Genomic DNA, 20,674 nt, shown 5'->3' with positions numbered 1-20,674 from the left:
GGAACGGCCAAACTGTAGCGTTCTCGGACAAAGAGACGCGGGGGAAGGTGGGAGAAACGTTTCTGAAAAAGGGGGGAGCGCCCCACGCTTCTCCTCCCTTCCCCAGCCTTCTCTCCCCATCCGCCCATTCATTCAATAATCCCAAACTTTCGCAGCCTTCTGTACAGCGTGCTGCGGGCCACGCCGAGCTGCTCCGCCGCCTTGCTCAGGTTGCCGTTGCAGGCGTCCAGCGTGCTGCGGATAAGCTCGTAATACACCGTGTCCACGCTTCCGGACGCGAAAACCTCGTTCCGGGCGGGCGCATCGCCCGGCGCACCCTCCCGTGCCCCGGCATCGAAGCCCTCGCCAAGCCCGCCGCCCTCCTCGCCGGGCTGCGCCCCGTGCGCCGCCTCAAGGATGCGCGGGGGCAGGTGCGCCTTGGTGATGGCCGCGCCGCCGGAAAGCAACCACGCGCGTTCACAGACGTTCTCCAGCTCGCGGATGTTGCCGGGCCACGCATAGTCCTGCATGGCCTTGAGCGCCGGGCCGGAAATCTCCGGCGCGCCCTGCCCGCTGGCCTGACTGAGCCGGTCGAGGAATATGCCCGCGAGATAGCCGATGTCGGCTTTCCGTTCGCGCAGCGGCGGGATGGCGATCTCAATGACGTTCAGCCGGAAATACAGGTCGCCCCGGAACGTCCCCTGCGCCACGGCGTCCTTGAGATCCTCGTTGGTCGCGGCGATGATGCGCACGTCCACGGGCGTCGGCTTGGTGTCACCGATGCGCACGATCTCCATCTGCTGCAACGCGCGCAGCAGCTTGGCCTGCATTTCGAGGGGCAGGCTGTTGACCTCGTCGAGGAACAGCGTGCCGCCCTTGGCAAGCTCCATCTTCCCGATCATGCCGCCTTTTCTGGCCCCGGTGAACGCCCCGCCCACATAGCCGAACAGTTCGGACTCGATGAGGTCGCGCGGGATCGCCGCGCAGGAAACCGCCACGAACGGCCCCTTGCACACCGAGCTGCTGTTGTGGATGGCCTGCGCGAAAAGCTCCTTGCCCGTGCCGCTCTCCCCGGTCAGCAGCACGCGCGAGGCCGTGCGCGCCGTGCGCCGGGCAAGGTCGATCTGCGCCTTGAGTTCCGGGCTTTTCCCCCTGATGGCGTCAAAGGAATATTTGGCGTAATTGCCCCCCGCATGGTTGGCAATATTGATGATCTGGCTCTTCATGCTGATGGAGAGGGTCATGCCGAAGTCGCCGTTGCTGAGCTGGATCGGCTCGAAGCGGCAGAAGTGCGTCCGCTCGCCCTCGTGCGTCAGGATGGTCACGTCCCCCGTCTCCGGAACCCCCCGCCGCATGAACTGCCGGACGCGCGGCAGTTCGGGCTTCGGGAACAGATCGTCAATGTTCTTGCCCACAAGGACGCCGTTCTTGGGGAGCAGGTAGTTGGCGGCCTTGTTGTTCGCGTGGGTGATGGAGCCGTTCCCGTCGATGGCCACGACCGCCTCGGGGAGCGAGTTGAGCACGCGCTGGAGCATGGCGTTGAGGCGCTTTTCCGTGTCGATGAGCGCGCTCTCCCGCAGCCGGATGCTGATGCAGTTGGCGCAGGAGGTCGTGAGCGTCAACGTGTGGATGTCCTTGCACGAAATATGGCTCGAAATGGTGAGCGAGGCGATGGGGATGTCGTTGTCGTTGAAGATGGGGGCCGAGGCGCATTTCCACTCGTGGAACCAGCAATTATAGTGTTCATAGCCGGTTATCTGGATGGGCGCGCGCTCCACGATGCTCATGGACAGCGCCGACGCCCCAATGGTCTTGATGCTCCTCTGCGCGCCGGGGATATTGTATTGGCTCCGCGCCTGCACAAGCAGGTTGTCGTCGCCCACGGCGGCCAGCAGGTGCCCCGAGGCCACCGCGAGGATGGCGATGTACCCGGTGTCGCGGATCGAGACTTCCAGCATGTCGAGGATGGGCTTGGCCGAGTCGATGAGCGTCTGGTGCTGGCGGCACAGGCTCGCCAGTTCCCGCTTGTTCAGGACCGGCGGCACCTGCGGGTTCAGCGGGTCCATGCCCGCCTCGCGGCTCAGTTTCCAACTGCGCAGGATGTGCGGCGGGATGTCCTTCTCCCTGATGGGCTTGTTGGCGATGAACTGTTTCCACGCCTCATGGACGGCGGATTGGTAGCTTTTTTCAAGGAGATTGCGTTTTTCGTAGGTATCCATGCGGGGCCTCCGGAAGTCCGGGCGAAAGGGGGAAACGGGGCGGCGTCCCGTAGACGCGGACGGCGCCGACGGCTGAAGCATTCAACGCCGTATTGGACAGCGGCGGGCGATGATCGCCCTGTGGGGCTTCTGCCCCGTGCGGCATCCCACGGACGGGGCGGCGCAACAAAGACGCCCCGGGGGACAACCTCAAAACGGCGTCCCGTAAACGCGGACGGCGCGGCGGCGGAGCGGACGCCCCAAGTGTAGCGCGCCGGTGTCCGCCTGTCGTGTATCGCTACACTCATACGCCCTTTTAGGGAAAAGTGGAGCGAAACGCAACACTCGAACCACGCTTTTCCGGACACGGTTTTGCCGTCCGCCAAAAAAGGTTTCCTCTTTCCAAACGATTCTCATACGATAGGGAAACCGTCCCGTTTTGGCATTTTCCTTGCTGTCAGTGAAGAATCCGCAGCAACCAACGCAACACGGAATCCGCGCCCTCCGGCTCCCGGCTTCCGCAACGGACAACGGCGGCCGACGCCGCCCGCATCGCGGAGCCGGCGCGCGGAATCCGCCGCAACCAACACAATGAGGTGTTCTTCATGAAACAGATCCACGGCATTTTCGCCGTCACCGTCACCCACTTTCAGGAAAACGGCGAGATCGACTACGCCGCCTGCGCCAAGCACATCAACTGGCTCATCGAATCCGGCGTGCACGGCCTGCTCCCCCTCGGCGCGACCGGCGAATTTTCCGCGCTGACCCTTGAAGAACGCAAAGCCTTCGCGGAATTCGCCATGAAGGAAGTGGCGGGGCGCGTTCCGGTCATCATCGGCGCGGTGTCCACCAACGTGGACGTCACCCTCGAAGTCGCCAAACACGCCGCCTCCATCGGCGCCGACGGCGTCATGATCCTCCCCCCTCCCGGCCTGCATCCCAGCCAGGACGAAATCTACGCCTTCTACAAGCACATCTCCGAAAACGTCACCCTGCCGGTGATGATCTACAACAACCCCGGCAGCAGCGGCGTCAACATCCTCCCAGAAACGCTGGACAAAATCGCTGATCTGCCGCACATGGGCTTCCTGAAGGAATCCACCGGCGACATCATGCGCCTCACCCGCGCCGTGGACGAGCTGGCCGACCGCCTCGTGATCTTCTGCGGCTGCGAGAGCCTCGCCTACGAGAGCTTCGTCATGGGCGCGAAGGCGTGGGTCTGCGTCCTCGCCAACGTCGCCCCGGCCCAGTCCGCCCGCCTCTACGACCTCATCGTCAATCAGGGCAAGCTTGAGGAAGCCCGCGCGCTGTACCGCCAGATCCTCCCCCTGCTCCGCCTCACCGAGGAAACCGGCGAGCTGTGGCAGATCGTGAAGTACATCCTCAAGCAGCGCGGCTTCGGCACCGGCACGCTCCGCCTGCCCCGCCAGCCCATTTCCGAAGGCGTGAAGGCCCAGCTCGACGAACTGCTCGGCAAGACCGACTTCGCCTAAGTCCCCCGAATGGGGAGCCCTCCCCGACCGCCCCGGCAGGCCCCGGCCCCCGGGCGCGCCGCCGGAGGGCCCCCGCGCCGGGCTGGAAACCGCCCGGCAAGCCTCCCGCCGCTGAAAGGCCAAAGGAACGAACGATGAACAAACACGAAAACGCGGAAATCGTCGTCATAGGGGGCGGAGCCGTAGGGACCGCCGTCGCCTGCTACCTCGCCCGTGACGGCGCGGACGTGGCGCTCGTCGAGCGCGGCGAATACGCCTGGGGCTCCAGCCGCCGCTGCGACGGCCACGCCGTGACCTACGACAGCGCGCCCGGCTACTTCAGCCAGTTCTGCAAGATCGGGCAGGACATGTTCCCGGAAATCAGCCGCGAGCTGCCCTGCGACATCGAGTTCGAGCCCGAAGGCCTCGGCCTGCTGGTCGACGACGAGCGGGACATGGAAACCGTGCTCGCCAACTATGAGGGCAAGAAGAACGAAGGCGTGGACGTGACCTTCTGGGACCGCGACGAACTGCTCCGCCACGAGCCGCACGTCTCCGACAAGGTCATCGCCTGCCTCAACTTCAACGGCGACGCCAAGCTCAACCCCATGCGCCTGTGCTTCGGCCTCGCGGAGCTGGCCCGCCAAAAGGGTGCGAAAGCCTTCAACCGCACCGCCGTCACCGGGATCACCGTCAGGAACGGCGCGGTGCAGAGCGTGGAAACCAGCAGCGGCAGCATCGCCACCAAGAAAGTGGTGCTGGCCTCCGGCGTCTGGACCCCCGGCCTCGGCGACATGGTGGGCGTGAAAGTCCCGATCCGCCCCCGGCAGGGGCAGATCCTCGTCACCGAGCGCCTCGACGGGCTTGTGAGCAAGAACTACGCGGAATTCGGCTATCTGGCGGCCAAGAGCGGCAAGAAGCGCCCCGGCGTGACCCCGGAAATGGAGCAGTTCGGCGTGGCGATGGTGCTTGAGCCGTCCGCGGCGGGCACGGTGCTCATCGGCAGCAGCCGCCGCTTCGTGGGCATGGACACGACGCCCCACCCCGCCGTGATGCAGGCCATAGCGCAGCGCGCCAAGCATTTTTTCCCGTCCTTCAGCGGCGTGAAGCTCATCCGGGCCTACGCGGGCGTCCGCCCCGCCTCCCCGGACGGCAAGCCCATCATCTCCCCCACCCATGTGGAGGGCGTGTATGTGGCCGCCGGGCATGAAGGCAACGGCATCGGCCTGTCCCTCATCACAGGCAAGCTCGTATCCCAGATGCTGCGCGGCGAAACCCCGCTGGTCGATCTCGCGCCCCTGTGCATCGACCGGTTCGGCATGAACCCGCCGTCGCTGCCGTCGGCCTGACCGGAACGGCGGGAACGGTCCCGCAGGCAGCCCGGAAACGGGCATGGCTCCCGAGGCGGGCCAGCCGGAAAAGCCCGCCGCACTGAACCGGGGGCCCCGGCTCCGGCCCGGAAAGCGGACCGCCGGACCCTGCGAAGGCCGCCTTCCGGCAGGCCCTTGCCGGAGGCCGTCCCCCCTCCGGCGGAAAGCGGGCCGGAAGGCCACAGCAGGCCCCCCGCAATGGAAACGGGGCAAGGGCGGCGATGCCGGGGCAAAGGACGGCGGAAGGCCGCCCGGAAAGGGGGGTTCCCCTTCAGGGATTCCCCTCCCTTGGAAGCAGGCCGCGGGATGTCCCGCAGACAAGCAGCCGCAGCCGGTTCCGGCACGGAAACGACAGCGCAGGAGAGAGGTTTTTTCATGTTCAAGTCCGTTTTTCCCCCCCAGCGCGCACTGGTCACCATCACCTTTGAAGGCGAGGCCATACAGGTTGAGGAAGGCACGACCGTCGCGGCGGCGGTCCTCGACCGGGCGGGCGGCGAAACCCGCACCACGGCCCGCAAACACGACGGGCGCGGCCCGTACTGTCACATGGGCGTCTGTTACGAATGCCTCATGGAGATCGACGGCGTCCCAAACCAGCAGTCCTGCCTCATCCCCGTGCGGGAGGGCATGTCGGTGAAACGGCAGTCCGGAGCGCCTTCCTTCAGGACAGAGGAGAACAAGTGATGCGTACGCAATGGGATATCGTCATTATCGGGGCCGGGCCCGCGGGCATGAGCGCGGCGTTGCAGGCCACGCGGCACGGGCTTTCCGTCCTCGTCCTTGACCGGCAGGCCGAGCCCGGAGGCCAGATCTTCCGCAGCGCCGGTTCCGCCTCCGCCGACAAACGCAAGCAGATCGGGGCCGATTACGCGCGCGGCGAAGCCCTCGTCCGCGAATTCCGCCAGTCCCCCGCCACCTTCCTGGGCGGGGCGAACGTCTGGCACCTTGCCCCGGGCCGGGCCTATGTCAGCCATCAGGGGACGAGCCACGTCATGCAGGCGCGGCAGATCCTCATCGCCACCGGCGCTATGGAGCGCCCCGTGCCCCTGCCGGGCTGGACCCTGCCGGGCGTGCTCGGTGCCGGGGCCGCCGACGTGCTGCTCAAGTCCGCCTCCATGCTGCCCGAAGGCCCGGTCGTGCTGTGCGGCAACGGCCCGCTCATCCTCCAGACCGTCGTGCACCTGAAGCATTTCGGCATCCCCATCGCGGGCGTCGCGCTGACGGGCAGCCCCGCCAGCCTGTTCAAGGCCGCGCTGCGTATGCCCGGCGCGCTCCTGCGCCCGCAGTACCTGCTGCACGGCATGGGCATGGGCCTGCGCACCTTCTTCGGCGCGCCCTGCCACCCCGCCGCAAATGACATTTCCATCCGCAGGGACGGCGAAACGCTGACCGTGGACTTCACCAGCTTCGGCAAGCGCAAGTCCCTGCAAGGGACCGCCGTGCTCCTGCATGAAGGCGTGGTCCCGGAAACCCGCATCACCCGCCTTGCCCGCTGCCGCCATGCGTGGAACCCCCGCCAGCGCTACTGGCACGCCGAGACGGACGTATGGGGCAAGACCAACGTCTGCGGCATCCGGGTCGCGGGCGACAGCGCGGGCGTGCGCGGAGCCGACGCCGCCATCGCCAGCGGCGAGGCCGTGGCCCTCGACATCTGCCGCGAGCTCGGCGCGCTGACGCTGGAAACCCGTGACCGTCTGGCAAAGGCCGCGCTGTTCCGGCTGTACCGCTGCGACGCCATGCAGCCGTTCATGGAAACCTTTTTCGCGCCCTCCCCGTCGGCCCTCCTGCCCGCCGACGACGCCGTGGTGTGCCGCTGCGAGGAGCTGACCGCGGGCGAGCTGCGCCGGACCATCGAAGCCGGGTGCTACTCCCCCGACGGGCTCAAGTCGCAGGCCCGCCCGGGCATGGGCACCTGCCAGGGCCGGATGTGTTCCGCCGCCGTAGCCGAAATGATCGCCCACGCGCACGGCCTGCCCATCGAGACGCTGCCGCCCTACCACGCGCAGCCGCCCCTCTTCCCGCTCCCACTGGAAGAGCTGGCCTCCATGTCCATTCCACCCGAAGGATTATAGCCGTCAGGCCGTAATCTCTCATAAACGTTCGGGATTTCTTTTTCCTGCCACGGCCCGCGCCCCGGTTCCCACCCCACGGGGACCACGGCGCGCCGTCGGCGGGCGGGTATTCCATTCCCCCCGGAGTACCTGAACCGTCAGCCGGAGGCGCGTTCCCCGCGTGATCCGCAGGCCAAGCCGGAAGCGCTTCCCCCGCGTTTTCGTCAGGCCTTCCGCCGGAGGCGCTTCCCCCGCGACCTCCGGCGGACACATCGACGGCGAAGAACCCCTTACACCCCCGGCCCCCTGCCTCCCCACGGCAGGCTGTCCTTCCCCGGACCCCCCAACCCCTTCCACAGGAGCCTTTCATGGACGGTAACCTCTCGCTCATCCTGGCCTTTCTTGTGTCCATCTCGGTCGTCTTGGCGCTGGTCATCAAGTTCAAACTGCACCCGTTCCTCTCGCTGTTCATCGGCTGCCTGCTGATGGGCGTATGCTCCGGCCTTGACCCGATGGCCATCATCAAGACGTCCTGCAAGGGCTTCGGGGACACGATGGGCGACATCGGCATCATCATCCTGCTCGGCGTCGCCATGGGGCAGATCCTCCACGAATCCGGGTGCACCCGCGAAATCGCCAACACCATGCTGCGGCTGTGCGGGCGGGAAAAATCCGCGCTGGCCCTGAACCTCACCGGCTATATCATCTCCATCCCGGTGTTCTTCGACGCGGCCTTCGTCATCCTCATCGGCCTCATCCGCGAAATGGCCCGCGAAGGCAAGCTGGCCCTCAACACGCTGGTCACGGCCCTCGTCGTCGGCCTCACCTGCACGCACGCCCTCGTCATCCCCACCCCCGGCCCCGTGGCCGTCGCCGGGAACATGGGCGCGGACATCGGCTGGTTCATCGTCTACGGCGTGCTCATCGCCCTGCCCGCCTCGCTCATCGGCGGCGTGCTGTACGGCAAGTTCCTCGGCAGGAAGTCCCCCATTTTCCTCACGGACGAGGAGCCCGACGCCGCCCTTGTGGAGCAGGCCCTCGCCAAGTCCGACCACCCCAGCGGCGCGCTCGGCATCGCCATCATCTTCCTGCCCATCATGCTGATTTTCTTTGCCAACATCCTGAACGCCTTCCTTGACCCGGCCTCGTCCGCCAGCCGCGTCGTCTCCTTCTTCGGCAACACCAACATCGTGCTGCTGATCACCGTGTTCGTGGCGTATTTCTCCCTGCGCGAGCACCTCCCCGAACCTTTCGACACCGTGGTTTCGCGCGGCGCCGAATCCGTGGGCTCCATCCTCGCCATCATCGGCGCGGGCGGCGCGTTCGGGGCCGTCATCGGCGCGAGCGGCATCAGCACCGCCATCGTCGACGTCATGCAGAGCTGGAGCATCCCGGTCATCCTGCTCGGCTTCCTCATGAGCCAGTGCCTGCGCATCGGCCTCGGCTCCATTACGGTCTCCATCGTGACGGCCTCCGCCGTGCTCGCCCCGGTCGCTTCCCAGCTCGGCGCCTCCCCGGTCCTCGTGGGCCTCGCCATCTGCTGCGGCGGCATCGGCCTCGGCCTGCCCAACGACTCCGGCTTCTGGACCATCTGCAAGATGTCCGGCCTGAGCACCAAGCAGGCGTTCCTCGTCTACCCCATCCCCACGCTGATTTCCGGCCTCGTGGGGCTTGCCGTCCTCCTCATCCTGAACATGTTCGCAAGCTCCCTCCCCGGCCTCATGTAGCCGTACCGCGCGGGGCCTCGACGGGCCCCGCTCTTTTTTTCAAGCACTACTTTAAGGAGTCGTTATGGCAAAACTTCCCGCAAGCCTGTTCAACGACGTCATCGGCCCCGTCATGCGCGGCCCTTCAAGCTCCCATGTCGCCGGGGCCGCCCGCATAGGCGCCCTTGTCCGCCAGTCCCTCGGCGGGGATGTCCGCAGCGTCCTCGTCGAATTCGACGTCAACGGCTCGCTGGCCGAATCCTACCACGGGCACGGCTCGGACATCGGATTCGTCAGCGGGCTCCTCGACATCGACCTGACCGATCCCCGCGTCCCCGATGCCTGCGCCATCGCCGAGCGCGAAGGCGTCGAGGTGGCCTTCTCCATCCTCGACTACGGGGCCTCCCACCCCAACAACTACCGCATCGCCGCGACCGGCGGCGACGGGCGCACCCTCCATTGGGAAGCCGTCTCCGTGGGCGGCGGCATGGTGGAGATGCAGCGTTTCGAGGGCTTCCCCGTGAGCATCGACGGGGGCTACCATGAATACCTGCTGCTCATCGACGCCCACGCCGCCCCCCTCGAACAGGCCGCCGCGTCCGTGAAGGCCGTGGCCTCCTCCGACGAACTGCGGGCGGAAAGCGACGGCGCGCGTCTGCTCATCAACCTCAAGCGCGCCTCCGCGCTCGATGCGGAAGCCGTGGCCCGGCTGCGGGCGCTGCCCGGCGTGGCCGGGTGCACCGCGCTCGATCCCATCTTGCCCACGCGCTCGTGGGGGGGCTGCTCCGTCCCCTTCTCCAACGCCGCCGGGCTCCTTGAATACGCCAAGCAGGACGGCAGGCCGCTGTGGGAGCTTGCCGCCCGCTATGAAAGCGTGCGCGGCAACACCACCGAAGAGGACATTTTCAACAAGATGGATCGGCTGGTCGGCATCATGGAAAAGGCCGTCGAGGACGGGCTTGCCGGGACCGAGTACGCCGACCGCATCCTCGGCCCGCAGGCGCACCTGATCGACGCGGGACAGCGGAACAGGACGCTCCTGCCCAACGACCTGTTCAACAACGTCACCAAGTACATCACCGCGATCATGGAAGTGAAGAGCGCGATGGGCGTCATCGTCGCCGCGCCGACCGCCGGATCGTGCGGCGGGCTGCCCGGCACGCTGATCGGCGTGGGCCGCACGCTGGGACTGCCGCGCGAGGAGATCGTCAAGGCCATGCTCGCCGCCGGGCTCATCGGCGTGTTCATCGCGGAGTCCGCGACCTTCGCCGCCGAAGTCGCCGGGTGTCAGGTCGAGTGCGGCGCGGGTTCCGGCATGGCCGCCGCGGGGGTTGCGCTCATGCTCGGCGGGACCGTGGCCCAGTGCCTCGATGCCGCTTCGATGGCCCTCCAGAACATCACCGGCCTCGCCTGCGACCCCGTGGCGAACCGCGTGGAAGTGCCCTGCCTCGGCAAGAACATCATGTGCGGCTTCAACGCCGTGGCCTGCGCCAACATGGCGCTGGCGGGCTTCGACAAGGTCATCCCGCTCGATGAGACCATCGCCGCCGTCTACGACGTGGGGCTCATGCTTCCCCTCGATCTGCGCTGCACTCTCGGCGGCCTCGGCAAGACCCCGGCCTCGTTCGCCATCCGCAAGCGCCTGAGCTAGTAGAAAGATTGGGGAAGGGAGGGAAAACTTTTCTGAAGAAAAGCTTTTCCCTCCCTTCCCCAAGCCCCATCCCTCCCTTTCCAAAGACTTTTATTCTTATCGAATCCCTGTTGGCGGTCTTTTCCAACACAGATTCTTTTTGGAAAATACGAGTTCAAAAAGGAGCCTATTATGCTTGCATCCCAGTCGGTTTTCGTTGTGGACGCCCACACCACGGGCACCCCGATCCGCGTCGTCACCGGCGGCATCCCTCCCCTCAAGGGCGCTTCCGTGGCTGAAAAAATGGAAGACATGCGCCGGAACCACGACTGGCTGCGCACCTGCATCATGCAGCAGCCGCGCGGGTTCCTGTCCCTCGTCGGGGCCATCCTGACCGAGCCCTGCTCGCCCGAGGCGGACTATGGCGTGTTCTATATAGATGCTCTGACCTATCAGCCCATGTGCGGCGCGGGGACGCTCTCCGTCGCCAAAGCCCTCGTGGAGACGGGCATGGTCAAGCGCGTGGAGCCCGAAACCAAGATCGTCCTCGAAACCCCCACCGGGCTGGTGACGGTCTATGTGAAGTGGGAAAACCACATGGTCGCCAGCATCAATCTGGAGAACGTCCCGGCCTTCCTGTACCGCAAGGATCTGCACATCGACCTTGCCGGATACGGCGACGTTTCCGTGGACATCGGGTATGGCGGCAACTTCTTCGTGCTGGCGGACGTGCATTCCCTCGGCCTGACCATCACCAAGGACACGGTCAACCTCCTGCGCAGCCTCAGCAAGGACATCCTCGCCGCCGCCAACAAGGTCATCAAGGTGGCCCATCCGACGAACCCGGCGATCAACTACCTTGATCAGGTGCTCTTCTGCCAGAACGTCCCGGAAGAGGACGGCGGCTATCTGGCCCAGTGCATCTTCGGGGACGCGCAGGCCGACATCTCCCCCTGCGGGACCGGCACGTCCACCCGCCTTGCACAGCGGTACTTCCGGGGCCTCATCGGGCTTGAGGAAACCTTCGTCCAGAAAAGCGTCTGCAGCGGCGCGTTCCACGCCAAGGGGCTGCGGGAAACCACGCTGGGCGGCGTGCCCGCGATCGTCCCCTACGTGTCCTGCTCGGACGTCCACATCACCGGGTTCAACCACCTTATCGTGGAAGAAAACGACAAGCTGAAGAACGGGTTCGTTTCTTGGTAGCCGTGGCGGAAGGTTAGGGGAAACGTGCCGGGGGGAGCCTTTTGGGAGAGCGGGAAGCCCCCGCACAGATTCCCCTCCCGGCCCCTCTCCCTAGGCTTTCGTCCGGCGGGGGCCGCGCGGAAGGCATCCGTTCCGGTGCGGTCCGGCGAAAAGGCTGCTGAGGCTACCGGGAAGATCCGCCCCCTGCCGGAAGGCGTTCAAGGCTGTCCCCAACGGACCGTATCATAAGGAATAAAGCAAGGAGGGGCCCCGTTCCGGAACGGCCCGGACAGAGGGATGCGGCCTCACCCCACGGGTATATGCTCCCAAGGGATTGGCCGCCGCGTTTTTCCTGCGCCGGTTCCGACCGGGCGGGCAACCATCAACAGCGAACCCCTCCGCCGCCTTTCGGCGGGGAGTTTTGCGGAACCGGCAGGCGGGAAGCGCGCGCCGCACCGCCCTCCGGCCCTTGGATCTGAAAAGCCACTCAAACGATTAAGGAGATGCCACCATGACATTGCTGTCCCACGCCGACTACGAACGAATTGCCGCGAACCTGTCCTACCCGACCGAAGCCTTTATCGGCGGGACATTCGCCCCCGCCCTCTCCGGCGAGACAATGCCGACCGTCAACCCCGCGACGGGCAAGGAAATCGCCCGGGTCGCCTCCTGCGGGCGCGAAGACGTCGACAAGGCCGTAGCCGCGGCGCGCAAGGCTTTTGAAAGCGGGGCCTGGTCGCGTATGCATCCTTCGGAGCGCAAAAAAATCCTCATGCGCTTCATCGGGCTCATCGAAAAGCATCAGGTCGAACTGGCGGTCCTCGAATCGCTGGACAGCGGGAAGCCCGTCCGCGAATGCCTGCTCACGGATCTGCCGGAAACCATCGAGTGCCTCGAATGGCACGCCGAATGCGCGGACAAGCAGTACGGCGGCATCTCCCCCTCCGGAGACGGCAGGCTGGGGCTCATCGTGCGCGAGCCCGCCGGGGTGGTCGCCTGCGTCCTGCCGTGGAACTTCCCGCTCATGATGGTGGGCTGGAAGCTCGGCCCCGCCCTTGCCGAAGGCAACAGCGTCATCCTCAAGCCCGCCAGCGTCACCTCGCTCTCCACCCTGAAGCTCGCGGAGTTCGCCGCCGAAGCGGGCATCCCCGAAGGCGTGTTCAACGTGATCACGGGCCCCGGCTCCTCCGTGGGCGAAGCGCTCGGGCTGCACCCCGGCGTGGACGTGGTGTCCTTCACCGGCTCCACCGAAGTGGGCCGCCGCTTCCTTGAATACGCCGCCCGGAGCAACCTCAAGCGCATCGTGCTGGAACTCGGCGGCAAGAGCCCCTTCGTGGTGCTCGACGACGTGGCCGACTACGCCGCCGTCGCCGCGCAGGCCGCCGCTGCCGCCTTCTGGAACATGGGCGAAAACTGCACCGCCAACTCCCGGATCATCGTGCCCCGCAAGCGCAAGGACGCCTTCACCGAAGCCCTGCTCGCCGAGCTTGAAAACTGGCGCATCGGCGACCCGCTCGATCCTGAAAACAACCTCGGCTCCATCGTGAGCGAAGGCCAGTTCAGGACGATCATGGGCTACATCGAGAAGGGCAAGGCCGAAGGCGGGCATGTCCTCACCGGCGGCGCGCCCCTCGCCATCGGCAGCGGGCTGTTCATCCCGCCCACCATCTTTGACGGCGTGACCCCGGACATGACCATCGTCCGTGAGGAAATCTTCGGCCCCGTCACCGCCATCCTCCCCGCCGACAGCGACGAGGAAGCCGTAGGGCTCGCCAACGCCACAGCATACGGCTTGCAGGCCACCCTGTTCACCGAGGACGTCACCAAGGCCCACAAGTACGCCCGCGCGCTCCAGGCGGGCACCGTCTCCGTCAACTGCTTCAGCGAGGGCGACAACACCACGCCATTCGGCGGCTACAAGCTCTCCGGGTTCGGCGGCAAGGACAAGGGCCGCGAATCCCACGACCAGTACACCGAAACCAAGACCATCTTCCTGAACCTCGACAGATAGAGCCTCCCCCCACGCGGGCCGCTGCCCGCCCCGCCGGAACGTTCCCGTTCCCCGGAGCCCAGCGGCCCGCCCCGGCCGGAAGCCCCCGGGAAGGCGTATCCCCGGCGGGACATTCCGAAACGGTGATGGAACGGAAGCCCCGTGCGGCGGAAGGCGCAGGCCGGCTGGTTCGGGCGGGGAAAGGGAATCCCTTCAGAAGGGTTCCCTTCCCCGACGCCTCATTCAAACCCCTTCGCTTCCGTCCAGCCCCCGCCGAGCGCCTTGCACAGCCCGACCACGGCGGCGAGCTGGCGGCGGCGCGCCTCGGCCTGTTCCTGCCGGGCGGCCAAGAGCTGGCGGCGCACGTCGAGCAGGTCCATAACGCTGCTCAGGCCCGCATCGTACTGCTTTTCCATGATCTCGTTGCTGCGCGTGAGTTCCTTCACCCGCTCCGTGCTGGCGGCGAGGGCCTTGCGGCTGATGCGGTTCCCGGCGAGGGCGTCGCGCGTCTCCGTGAAGGCGTTCCGCACGCTCCCCACATAGGCCGCCCGCGCTTCCTCGTATTTGGCCTCCGCCATGCGCTGCTTCGCCGTGAGCCTGCCGCCCTCGAACAGCGGCTGCGCCAGCCCGCCCATGACGCCCCATATCCGCGCCGGATCGAGGAATACCCGATCCAGATGCGTCGAGGAGTAGCCCCCCTCCGCCGTCAGCGAGAAGGACGGGAAGAACGCCGCGCGCGCCGCGCCGATGCGGGCGTTGGCGGCCATGAGGCGGCCTTCGGCGGAGCGGACGTCCGGGCGGCGCTGGAGCAGATCCGAAGGGATGCCCGAGGGCACGTCCGGCGGCGGTGCCAGTTCGCCGAGCGTCCGGCCTTCCTGAAAGGCCCGCCCCGCCCCGTCCACGATCCCGGCGGGGCTGAACCCCGCGAGCACCGCAAGCGCGCCTTCGCAGCGGATGCGCCGTTCCTCCAGATCGTACAACTGCGCCTGCGTCTTGTCGCGTTCCGCCGCGAACCGCCGCAGCGTGGTTTCCGGCGACTGCCCGAGGCGGTAGCGCGTCTCATAGACCTTGCACGTCCGCTCGTAGGACTTGAGCATGTCGGCGGCGATCCGTTCCTGCTCCTGCAAGGTGCGGAGCTGGAAATACGCCAGCGCGGTTTCCGAGGCCACCGCCAGCCGGATCGTGTCGCGGGCGGCTTCGGTCGACAGCAGCTCGGCGCGGGCGGCCTCGTCCAAACGGCGGTACTTGCCCCACAGGTCAAGCTCGAAGCTCAGGAACCCGACCGCCTTGTACGCCTCCTGCGTCCGCGAGGCGTAGTGGTGCGCGAGCTCCTCCCCTTCCGTCATCAGGCGCTTGCCGTCCTGACTCCGCAGGCCCACGGCAGGCAGGCGATCCGCAAAGGCGACGCCCGCCGCCGCGCGTGCCTCCTCGACCCGGGCCATCGCCTGCGCGAGGTTGCTGTTGTGCGCGAGGGCGGCCTCCTCAAGGCGGTTCAGGGCGCCGTCATGGAAGACTTCCCACCAGCGTTCGCGGGTGAACAGCGCGCCGGGCTCGTCCGCCGCAACGGAAGCGGCGGGCAGATCCAGATCCGGGCGCTTGTAGTCCGGCCCGAGGGTGCACCCCGCCGCCAGCAGGCAGCACAGGAGCAGCCCCGCCAGCGGGAAGGCGGGGCGCGGCAGCCGCGACCGGACGGCGGCCCACAGGCGGGACAGGCTATTCCGGGCATGGGCGCGCACGGCGTGGGGGTGCGGGTCCACGCGACGGCTCAGGAGGGCGCACACGAAAGCCACGCACGCCACCAGCGACAGGATGAGGAAGAGATGATCGAACGTAAACACGGACGCCTGCTTTTTGATGGATGAGGACACGATGAGGAGCGCGTCGTGCCGGGACTGGGAGGGCGAGAGCCCCTGCCCGGCGAACAGCGCCGACCAGCGCGAGATGGAAGCCGAAGCCGCCGAGGAGCCCTGCGTCACCTGCGCGGCGATGAGGGCGAAATACCACTTGTTGAGGAGCACGCTCAGGGTGGTGATCGACCCCATGCACAGGCACATGCTGAAGAAACGCACGCTGTTGATGGCCGGGAGCGTCTGCGGCTGCTTCTCCGGCGGGACGTTGCGCAACAGGAAGGGCGTGGCCGAAGCGCTGCCCATCGCATAGCCGAAGCTCCGCAGGGCCAGCGGCACCGCCATGTGCCACCAGTCCGCGTTGGCGTCGAGCCGCGAGAGCAGGAGCCCGGCCCCGGCGATGCAGGCGATCCCGGCCAGGAGGAAGGGCTTGGGGTTGCCGTGCGTGGCGACCATGATGCCCGTCGGGACGACCGTCAGCACGAACACGCACAGCGGCAGCAGGAACATGAGCCCGATCTCCGACGGCGGGTAGCCGAGCACGTTGCGCATGAACAGGATCATCTGGATGCGCATCCCCACATGGCTGATCACGAGCAGGAGCGCCGCCATGACCGCCGGCCCCACGCCCTTGATGCGCAGGTTGCGCAGGTGCAGGAGTGGGGCCTCGGCGCTGAGGCAGGAGACGAGGAACAGGAACAGCGCGGAGACGGCGCAGAAGATCATGATCAGGATGAACGAGGAGTTCCAGCCGAAGGTCTGCCCGTAGCACACGGCGATGAGCGTCGGCACGGCGAAGGCGACGAGGAAGGCGAACGAGCACCAGTCGAACGGCGGCATCCCGGCGGGGCGGCTGTCCGGCAGCAGGAAGAAGAGGATCACAAGGCACGGCAGCGCCACCACGGGCGAGAGCAGGAACAGGGAGTGCCACGTCAGGAACTCCACGAGGAACCCGCCGAGCAGCGGGCTCAGGTTGGACCCGAACCCGATGAAGAAGCTCCAGATCGCCATCATGAGCCTGCGCGATTCCGGGGGCACGGCCACAAACAGGATGCGCGCGGAAAGGCTCAGGAACAGCCCTCCCCCGAACCCCGCCAGCGCGTACCACAGGGTCATCTCCGTGAGGGAGCCGGAGGAGGCCGCCCCCACCCCGGCCACGGACACCACGCACAGCGCGAGGAAGAGCGCCCCGCGCAGGCCGAGCCCGGCATGGATGTGGTTCACCAGCGGCTGGACCAGCCCCATGATCAGGAGGTTGCCGAGCGCCAGCCGCCCGAGGTCGATGAGATCCGCGTTGAAGTCGCCGGAAAGCGCCAGATAGGCCGAGCTGAGCATGGCCATGTTGGAAATCGGCAGCATCCCGCCGATGAAGGCCACAAGGATCAGGATGCCCTGCCGGGCGCTCCGGTGCGGGACCGAGCCGATTTCCGGCGCGGCGAAGAAACGGGCGAGGGCGTCCCCCGCCGCAATCAGGGAAGCAGGCATGGCATCACCTTCCGGGCCGTCGCGTTAGAGCTGGATTTCAATGGTTCCCTGCATCCCGATGCGGAACACCACCTCGGGCTCGCCGGGGTCCGTTTCCGGGCTGTCGAGGCGCGGCAGGGAAATTTTCACCGGGACGCGCTGCATGATCTTGGTGAAGTAGCCCGCGACGTTTTCGGTGGAAATCAGGGAAAACACGGAGCACGCCGCCGGGTTGATCTCATAGATGCGCCCGGAGAAGGTGCGGCCCGGATAGCCGTCGATGGTGAAGGCCACGTCCTGCCCCACGCGGATCTGCCCGATGCGGGTTTCCTCGATGCGGGCGTTGAGCCAGATGTCGTCGGTATTGACGAGCGTGAACAGCTTCTGCCCCGCCGCCACCAGTTCCCCGGCGCTCACGAGCTTCTGGGCCACGACGCCGTTGACCGGGGAAGGGATCACGCTGTCCTGGCACAGCACGTTGATCTCGTCGAGTTCGGCCTGCGCCTGCATGACCTGCGCTTCGGCGGCCCGGATGACTTCCGGGCGCGAGCCTTCCTTCTTGAGGGCAAGCTCCTCCTGCGCGGCGGCGACGTTGGCCTGCGCCGCACGGTAGGCGGAACTCGCGGCGTCCCGGTCGGCCTGCGTCACCCCGCCGTCGTTGCGGGCAAGCTGCTCCATGCGCCGGAAGTCGCGCCCCGCCCGCTCCAGCATGGCCTGCGCCTGATCCAGATGGGCCTGCGCCGCCATGATCTCCTGCCGCCGGAACCCGGCCTTGGCGTCCTCCCAGCGGGCCTTGGCAAGCTCAAGCGCGGCCTCGGCCTTGGCTTTGCGGGCCATGACGCTGCGGCTGTCGATGCGCACGAGCCCCTGCCCCTTGTGCACCGTGTCGCCCTCGTTCACCATGACCTGCACCACCCGGTCGGACAGGCGGGAAGCCACGCCGACAAGCGTCCCCTCGATGCGGGAGTCGTTGGTGATCAGGACGCAGTGGGTGCGGTACCACAGCCAGATGCCGCCGATGATCCCCGCGCACAAAACCACGCCGAACGCATACAGCACGGGCTTTCTGACGCTTACCGCCATGCTTCGCCTTCCTTCGGGGCAACGCCGCCGATGAATACGGACACCGCGTTTTCGATGTATTCATCCCGGACCAGCCCCGGGCGCTTGCGCCCGATCACCAGCGTCATGACGAAGCCGAAAATGAGGTTCCAGAACAGCGAGGAAACATACAGGCTGTCCAGCTGCCGGATGTGCCCGCGCCGGATCATCTCCTCGAAATACGCCCGCAGGCGCTCACGGAACGAGGTGACGTCGCTGACCAGCTCCGTGCTGTGCTCGTCGATCTGCCCGATGGCGCTGAAATAAATCCGCCAGATGCCGATCCGCTGCTCGGCGATGTCCATGTAGCGGCGCATGAAATGGCGCAGGTCGTGCTCAAGCTCCCAGCGGACATGCGTGGTGAAGACGTCCTCGATCATTTCCGCATACGGCGCCCGGCGCATGGCCGCCATCAGCATGGCGTACTTGGAAGGGAAATGCCGGAACACGGTCATCTCGCTGAGGCCGACGGCCTTGGCGATTTCCCGTACCGACACGGGGTTGTAGCCTTTCGTATTCATGAGCCCGATGGCCGCATCAAGGATGCGGTCCGCCGTGGAAGTGGTACCCGGTTTCGCCGTCATGCCGTCCATCCTGAAAGAAAAACGTTTTGCCCTCTCCGCCCCGGCGGGGAGCCGCGCGGGGGATCCTGACATTGCAAGCTGGCGGAGGGCCCCCCGCGAACCCGGCGGGCGGGCAGGGAATCCCCGCAGCGCGTGAGTTAGTATAACTAACATTCCGGACTGTCAAGCGGCCCCGCGCCCGTGTATGGCTCTGCGCCAAGAAAGGGCCAGCCGGGGCCGCTGCCCCGCGTACGCCGCCTTTCCTCCATACGGCGCAGGGATGCGCCCAACGCACGGAACCCCGCCCCCATAGAGGAAAAAGCACGGAAAAAGGGGCGCTCCATACGAAACGCCCCTCAAGGGTACGGCCTTCCGGCCTTCATCATAACGGGAACGCCGCCTTCCCGCCTTTGCCGCTTCCGGGCTTCCCGGCCCCTTCCGCGCCGTTTTCCCTGCTTCCGGAGGGCCCTCCCCACTACCACCAGAATTGCGGATAGCGCTGCGCCTTGGGGATGTTGTTCACGATAAGGGCGATGGCGAGCATGATCAGTGCCCCGAGCAGGCACGGCACGAAGGCGTACAGATAGCCGAGCTGGTGGATGCCCTCCCCGCCCGTGACCGCGATGAGCGCCGTGGCGCCTCCCGGAGGGTGCAGGGTTTTGGTGACGTGCATGAGCGCGATGGCGGTGGCGACGGCGAGGCATGAGGCCAGCCAGGGCGTGCCGGGGAACAGGAAGTAGCACGAGACGCCCACGAGCGCGGACAGGAAATGCCCGCCCACCAGGTTGCGCGGCTGTGCCAGCGGGCTGCGTATGGCTCCGAAGGCCAGCACCGCCGACGCCCCGAACGAGCCGATCAGCAGCGGGAAGCCCGAGTTGCCCGTGGCGTAGCGTTCCAGCAGCGCGATGCAGGCGATGGCCAGACAGCTCCCAACCCACGCGGAGAAGATTTCCCCGGCCTTGGCGCGGGGCGGGGACTGCTCGCCGCCCGCCATTTTCAGCAAAAGTTCTCTCACTGCATCACTCCAAAGGCATTGATGATATCGGTGCGCGACACGATCCCCACAGGCCGCATCCCGGCATCGACGACGGGAATCCGGTTGATCCGGCGCGTCCGCAAGAGTTCCAGCATGTCGCCCAGATGGGCGCCCTCCCCGACCGAGACGCACTCCCGCGTCATGATCGAGCCGACGGGGGCTTCAAGGTCCGCGCCGCTGACGCACCCCTGCCGCATCAGCGTGTGCATCAGGTGCATGACCGTCACCGTCTCCCCGCCGCCGACGAACCGGACGACGTCGCTTTCCGAGACGACCCCGGAAAGGCGCCCTTCCGCGCCCACGACGGGCGCGCCGGAAATGCGGTGATCGTCGAGGAAGATGACCAGATCCCGCACGGACTGCTCCTCGGCGACGCACAGCACCGGGACATGCATGATGTCGCCCGCCGTAATGGACGAGAGCAGCCTCCCCCGGGCTATCTTGTAGGCATGGGCGTAGATTTCTTGGAAATCGCGCGGGGTGACGTCCAGATACGCGCCGATTTCCTCCATCCCCTTGTAGATGTCCTCCCGGCCGAGCGGGAGGGGATCGCGTGAAGCCAGACTGATGTTCCTGTTCATGGGCACGCTCCTGTTGCAAGCATGAAGGCACGGTACCCCCATCCCCCCCGGCGTGATGTGACCGGGGTCACACCGGGGAAAAAGAGGCGCGCCGGATGGACGAAGCCCCCGCCGAGGCCTATAGTAAGAGGAAAACATCCCGCGAAAATGCGGAAAGGAGGCGGACATGGCGAGCGGCTGGGCTGGCGACGGAGCGGTACAGGATCAGATTCAGGATTCGATCAACGACGAAGTGGCGCGGGCGCGGCGCAACCTGCCCAAAGGCGAGAGCCTGCATTTCTGCGAGGAGTGCGGCGAGCCGATCCCCGAAGCGCGGCGCAAGGCCCTCCCCGGCGTGCGGCTGTGCGTGGCCTGCCAGGAGGAAGCCGACAAGGATCAGCGCGCCGTCAGCCTCTACAACCGCCGCGGCAGCAAGGACAGCCAGTTGCGTTAAAGAGTGGGGAGGGGAAGATTGGCGAGAGTTTTGGGGAGGGGAGGCGGAACCCTTCTGGAGAAGGGCTTCCT

Annotated in this window: 15 protein-coding genes; 9 read left to right on the top strand and 6 right to left on the bottom strand. The window is 66.6% G+C overall.

The genetic code is table 11. The features are described 5' to 3' along the window. Positions 1-128: 128 nt before the first annotated feature. Positions 129-2,198 (bottom strand): sigma-54-dependent Fis family transcriptional regulator, encoded by a 2,070-nt coding sequence (locus T370_RS0110245; RefSeq protein WP_029435660.1) that lies wholly within the window; start codon positions 2,196-2,198, stop codon positions 129-131. 584 nt (positions 2,199-2,782) lie between these two features. Here T370_RS0110245 and T370_RS0110240 point away from each other — a divergent pair. The 8 genes from T370_RS0110240 to T370_RS0110205 all read left to right on the top strand — a co-directional run bounded on the left by T370_RS0110240 (position 2,783) and on the right by T370_RS0110205 (position 13,599). Next, positions 2,783-3,670 (top strand): dihydrodipicolinate synthase family protein, encoded by an 888-nt coding sequence (locus tag T370_RS0110240; protein ID WP_029435659.1) that lies wholly within the window; start codon positions 2,783-2,785, stop codon positions 3,668-3,670. A gap of 134 nt (positions 3,671-3,804) precedes the next feature. Continuing rightward, positions 3,805-4,998, top strand: a complete 1,194-nt coding sequence (locus T370_RS0110235; RefSeq protein ID WP_005027552.1) for an NAD(P)/FAD-dependent oxidoreductase — start codon at positions 3,805-3,807, stop codon at positions 4,996-4,998. 327 nt (positions 4,999-5,325) lie between these two features. Continuing rightward, the gene (locus T370_RS0110230; RefSeq protein ID WP_016360363.1) at positions 5,326-5,703 is read left to right on the top strand and encodes a (2Fe-2S)-binding protein; all 378 of its coding nucleotides are present in this window, start codon (positions 5,326-5,328) and stop codon (positions 5,701-5,703) included. Next, a complete protein-coding gene (locus T370_RS0110225) occupies positions 5,703-7,091 on the top strand; it encodes an NAD(P)/FAD-dependent oxidoreductase (RefSeq protein ID WP_029435658.1) in 1,389 nt (462 codons plus the stop codon). The genes T370_RS0110230 and T370_RS0110225 overlap by 1 nt, the downstream gene beginning before the upstream one ends. Before the next feature lie 347 nt (positions 7,092-7,438). Then, positions 7,439-8,797 carry a GntP family permease gene (locus T370_RS0110220; RefSeq protein ID WP_005027559.1) on the top strand — a complete coding sequence of 453 codons (1,359 nt, stop codon included), beginning with the start codon at positions 7,439-7,441 and terminating at the stop codon, positions 8,795-8,797. A 64-nt stretch (positions 8,798-8,861) separates the two neighbouring features. Then, positions 8,862-10,427, top strand: coding sequence for an L-serine ammonia-lyase, iron-sulfur-dependent, subunit alpha (locus tag T370_RS0110215; RefSeq protein ID WP_029435657.1), 1,566 nt, complete (start codon positions 8,862-8,864; stop codon positions 10,425-10,427). A gap of 171 nt (positions 10,428-10,598) precedes the next feature. Further along, positions 10,599-11,609: a proline racemase family protein gene (locus tag T370_RS0110210; RefSeq protein WP_029435656.1), complete on the top strand. Its 1,011-nt coding sequence runs from the start codon at positions 10,599-10,601 to the stop codon at positions 11,607-11,609. Positions 11,610-12,099: 490 nt separating this feature from the next. After that, complete coding sequence (locus tag T370_RS0110205) at positions 12,100-13,599, top strand: aldehyde dehydrogenase (protein WP_029435655.1); 1,500 nt, start codon at positions 12,100-12,102, stop codon at positions 13,597-13,599. Between the two features lie 218 nt (positions 13,600-13,817). Here the strand turns inward: T370_RS0110205 and T370_RS23585 are convergent, their stop codons facing one another. The 5 genes from T370_RS23585 to T370_RS0110180 form a co-directional block, all read right to left on the bottom strand. Then, positions 13,818-16,910, bottom strand: a complete 3,093-nt coding sequence (locus T370_RS23585) for an efflux transporter outer membrane subunit (protein WP_005027567.1) — start codon at positions 16,908-16,910, stop codon at positions 13,818-13,820. 24 nt (positions 16,911-16,934) lie between these two features. Then, a complete protein-coding gene (locus T370_RS0110195) occupies positions 16,935-17,972 on the bottom strand; it encodes an HlyD family secretion protein (RefSeq protein WP_016360365.1) in 1,038 nt (345 codons plus the stop codon). Beyond that, positions 17,963-18,574 carry a TetR/AcrR family transcriptional regulator gene (locus T370_RS0110190; protein ID WP_005027572.1) on the bottom strand — a complete coding sequence of 204 codons (612 nt, stop codon included), beginning with the start codon at positions 18,572-18,574 and terminating at the stop codon, positions 17,963-17,965. Before T370_RS0110190 ends, T370_RS0110195 begins: the two co-directional genes overlap by 10 nt. Before the next feature lie 454 nt (positions 18,575-19,028). After that, a complete protein-coding gene (locus T370_RS0110185; RefSeq protein ID WP_005027578.1) occupies positions 19,029-19,568 on the bottom strand; it encodes an HPP family protein in 540 nt (179 codons plus the stop codon). Then, positions 19,565-20,170: a CBS domain-containing protein gene (locus tag T370_RS0110180; RefSeq protein WP_005027580.1), complete on the bottom strand. Its 606-nt coding sequence runs from the start codon at positions 20,168-20,170 to the stop codon at positions 19,565-19,567. Before T370_RS0110180 ends, T370_RS0110185 begins: the two co-directional genes overlap by 4 nt. A gap of 166 nt (positions 20,171-20,336) precedes the next feature. Between T370_RS0110180 and T370_RS0110175 the strand changes: the two genes are divergently transcribed. After that, positions 20,337-20,603 (top strand): DksA/TraR family C4-type zinc finger protein, encoded by a 267-nt coding sequence (locus tag T370_RS0110175; RefSeq protein ID WP_005027582.1) that lies wholly within the window; start codon positions 20,337-20,339, stop codon positions 20,601-20,603. The last annotated feature ends 71 nt before the right edge of the window (positions 20,604-20,674 follow it).

The sequence above is a fragment of the Bilophila wadsworthia ATCC 49260 genome (assembly GCF_000701705.1).
GTDB lineage: Bacteria > Desulfobacterota > Desulfovibrionia > Desulfovibrionales > Desulfovibrionaceae > Bilophila > Bilophila wadsworthia.
The sequence above is the reverse complement of the archived record's forward strand: the minus strand, read 5'-3'. Positions and strand labels throughout refer to the sequence as shown.

Excerpts from the sequence above, each read along its gene's own strand:
- T370_RS0110245 (WP_029435660.1), bottom strand. The coding sequence starts at position 2,198 with ATGGATACCTACGAAAAACGCAATCTCCTTGAAAAAAGCTACCAATCC.
- T370_RS0110240 (WP_029435659.1), top strand. The coding sequence starts at position 2,783 with ATGAAACAGATCCACGGCATTTTCGCCGTCACCGTCACCCACTTTCAG.
- T370_RS0110235 (WP_005027552.1), top strand. The coding sequence starts at position 3,805 with ATGAACAAACACGAAAACGCGGAAATCGTCGTCATAGGGGGCGGAGCC.
- T370_RS0110230 (WP_016360363.1), top strand. The coding sequence starts at position 5,326 with ATGTCCCGCAGACAAGCAGCCGCAGCCGGTTCCGGCACGGAAACGACA.
- T370_RS0110225 (WP_029435658.1), top strand. The coding sequence starts at position 5,703 with ATGCGTACGCAATGGGATATCGTCATTATCGGGGCCGGGCCCGCGGGC.
- T370_RS0110220 (WP_005027559.1), top strand. The coding sequence starts at position 7,439 with ATGGACGGTAACCTCTCGCTCATCCTGGCCTTTCTTGTGTCCATCTCG.
- T370_RS0110215 (WP_029435657.1), top strand. The coding sequence starts at position 8,862 with ATGGCAAAACTTCCCGCAAGCCTGTTCAACGACGTCATCGGCCCCGTC.
- T370_RS0110210 (WP_029435656.1), top strand. The coding sequence starts at position 10,599 with ATGCTTGCATCCCAGTCGGTTTTCGTTGTGGACGCCCACACCACGGGC.
- T370_RS0110205 (WP_029435655.1), top strand. The coding sequence starts at position 12,100 with ATGACATTGCTGTCCCACGCCGACTACGAACGAATTGCCGCGAACCTG.
- T370_RS23585 (WP_005027567.1), bottom strand. The coding sequence starts at position 16,910 with ATGCCTGCTTCCCTGATTGCGGCGGGGGACGCCCTCGCCCGTTTCTTC.
- T370_RS0110195 (WP_016360365.1), bottom strand. The coding sequence starts at position 17,972 with ATGGCGGTAAGCGTCAGAAAGCCCGTGCTGTATGCGTTCGGCGTGGTT.
- T370_RS0110190 (WP_005027572.1), bottom strand. The coding sequence starts at position 18,574 with ATGACGGCGAAACCGGGTACCACTTCCACGGCGGACCGCATCCTTGAT.
- T370_RS0110180 (WP_005027580.1), bottom strand. The coding sequence starts at position 20,170 with ATGAACAGGAACATCAGTCTGGCTTCACGCGATCCCCTCCCGCTCGGC.
- T370_RS0110175 (WP_005027582.1), top strand. The coding sequence starts at position 20,337 with ATGGCGAGCGGCTGGGCTGGCGACGGAGCGGTACAGGATCAGATTCAG.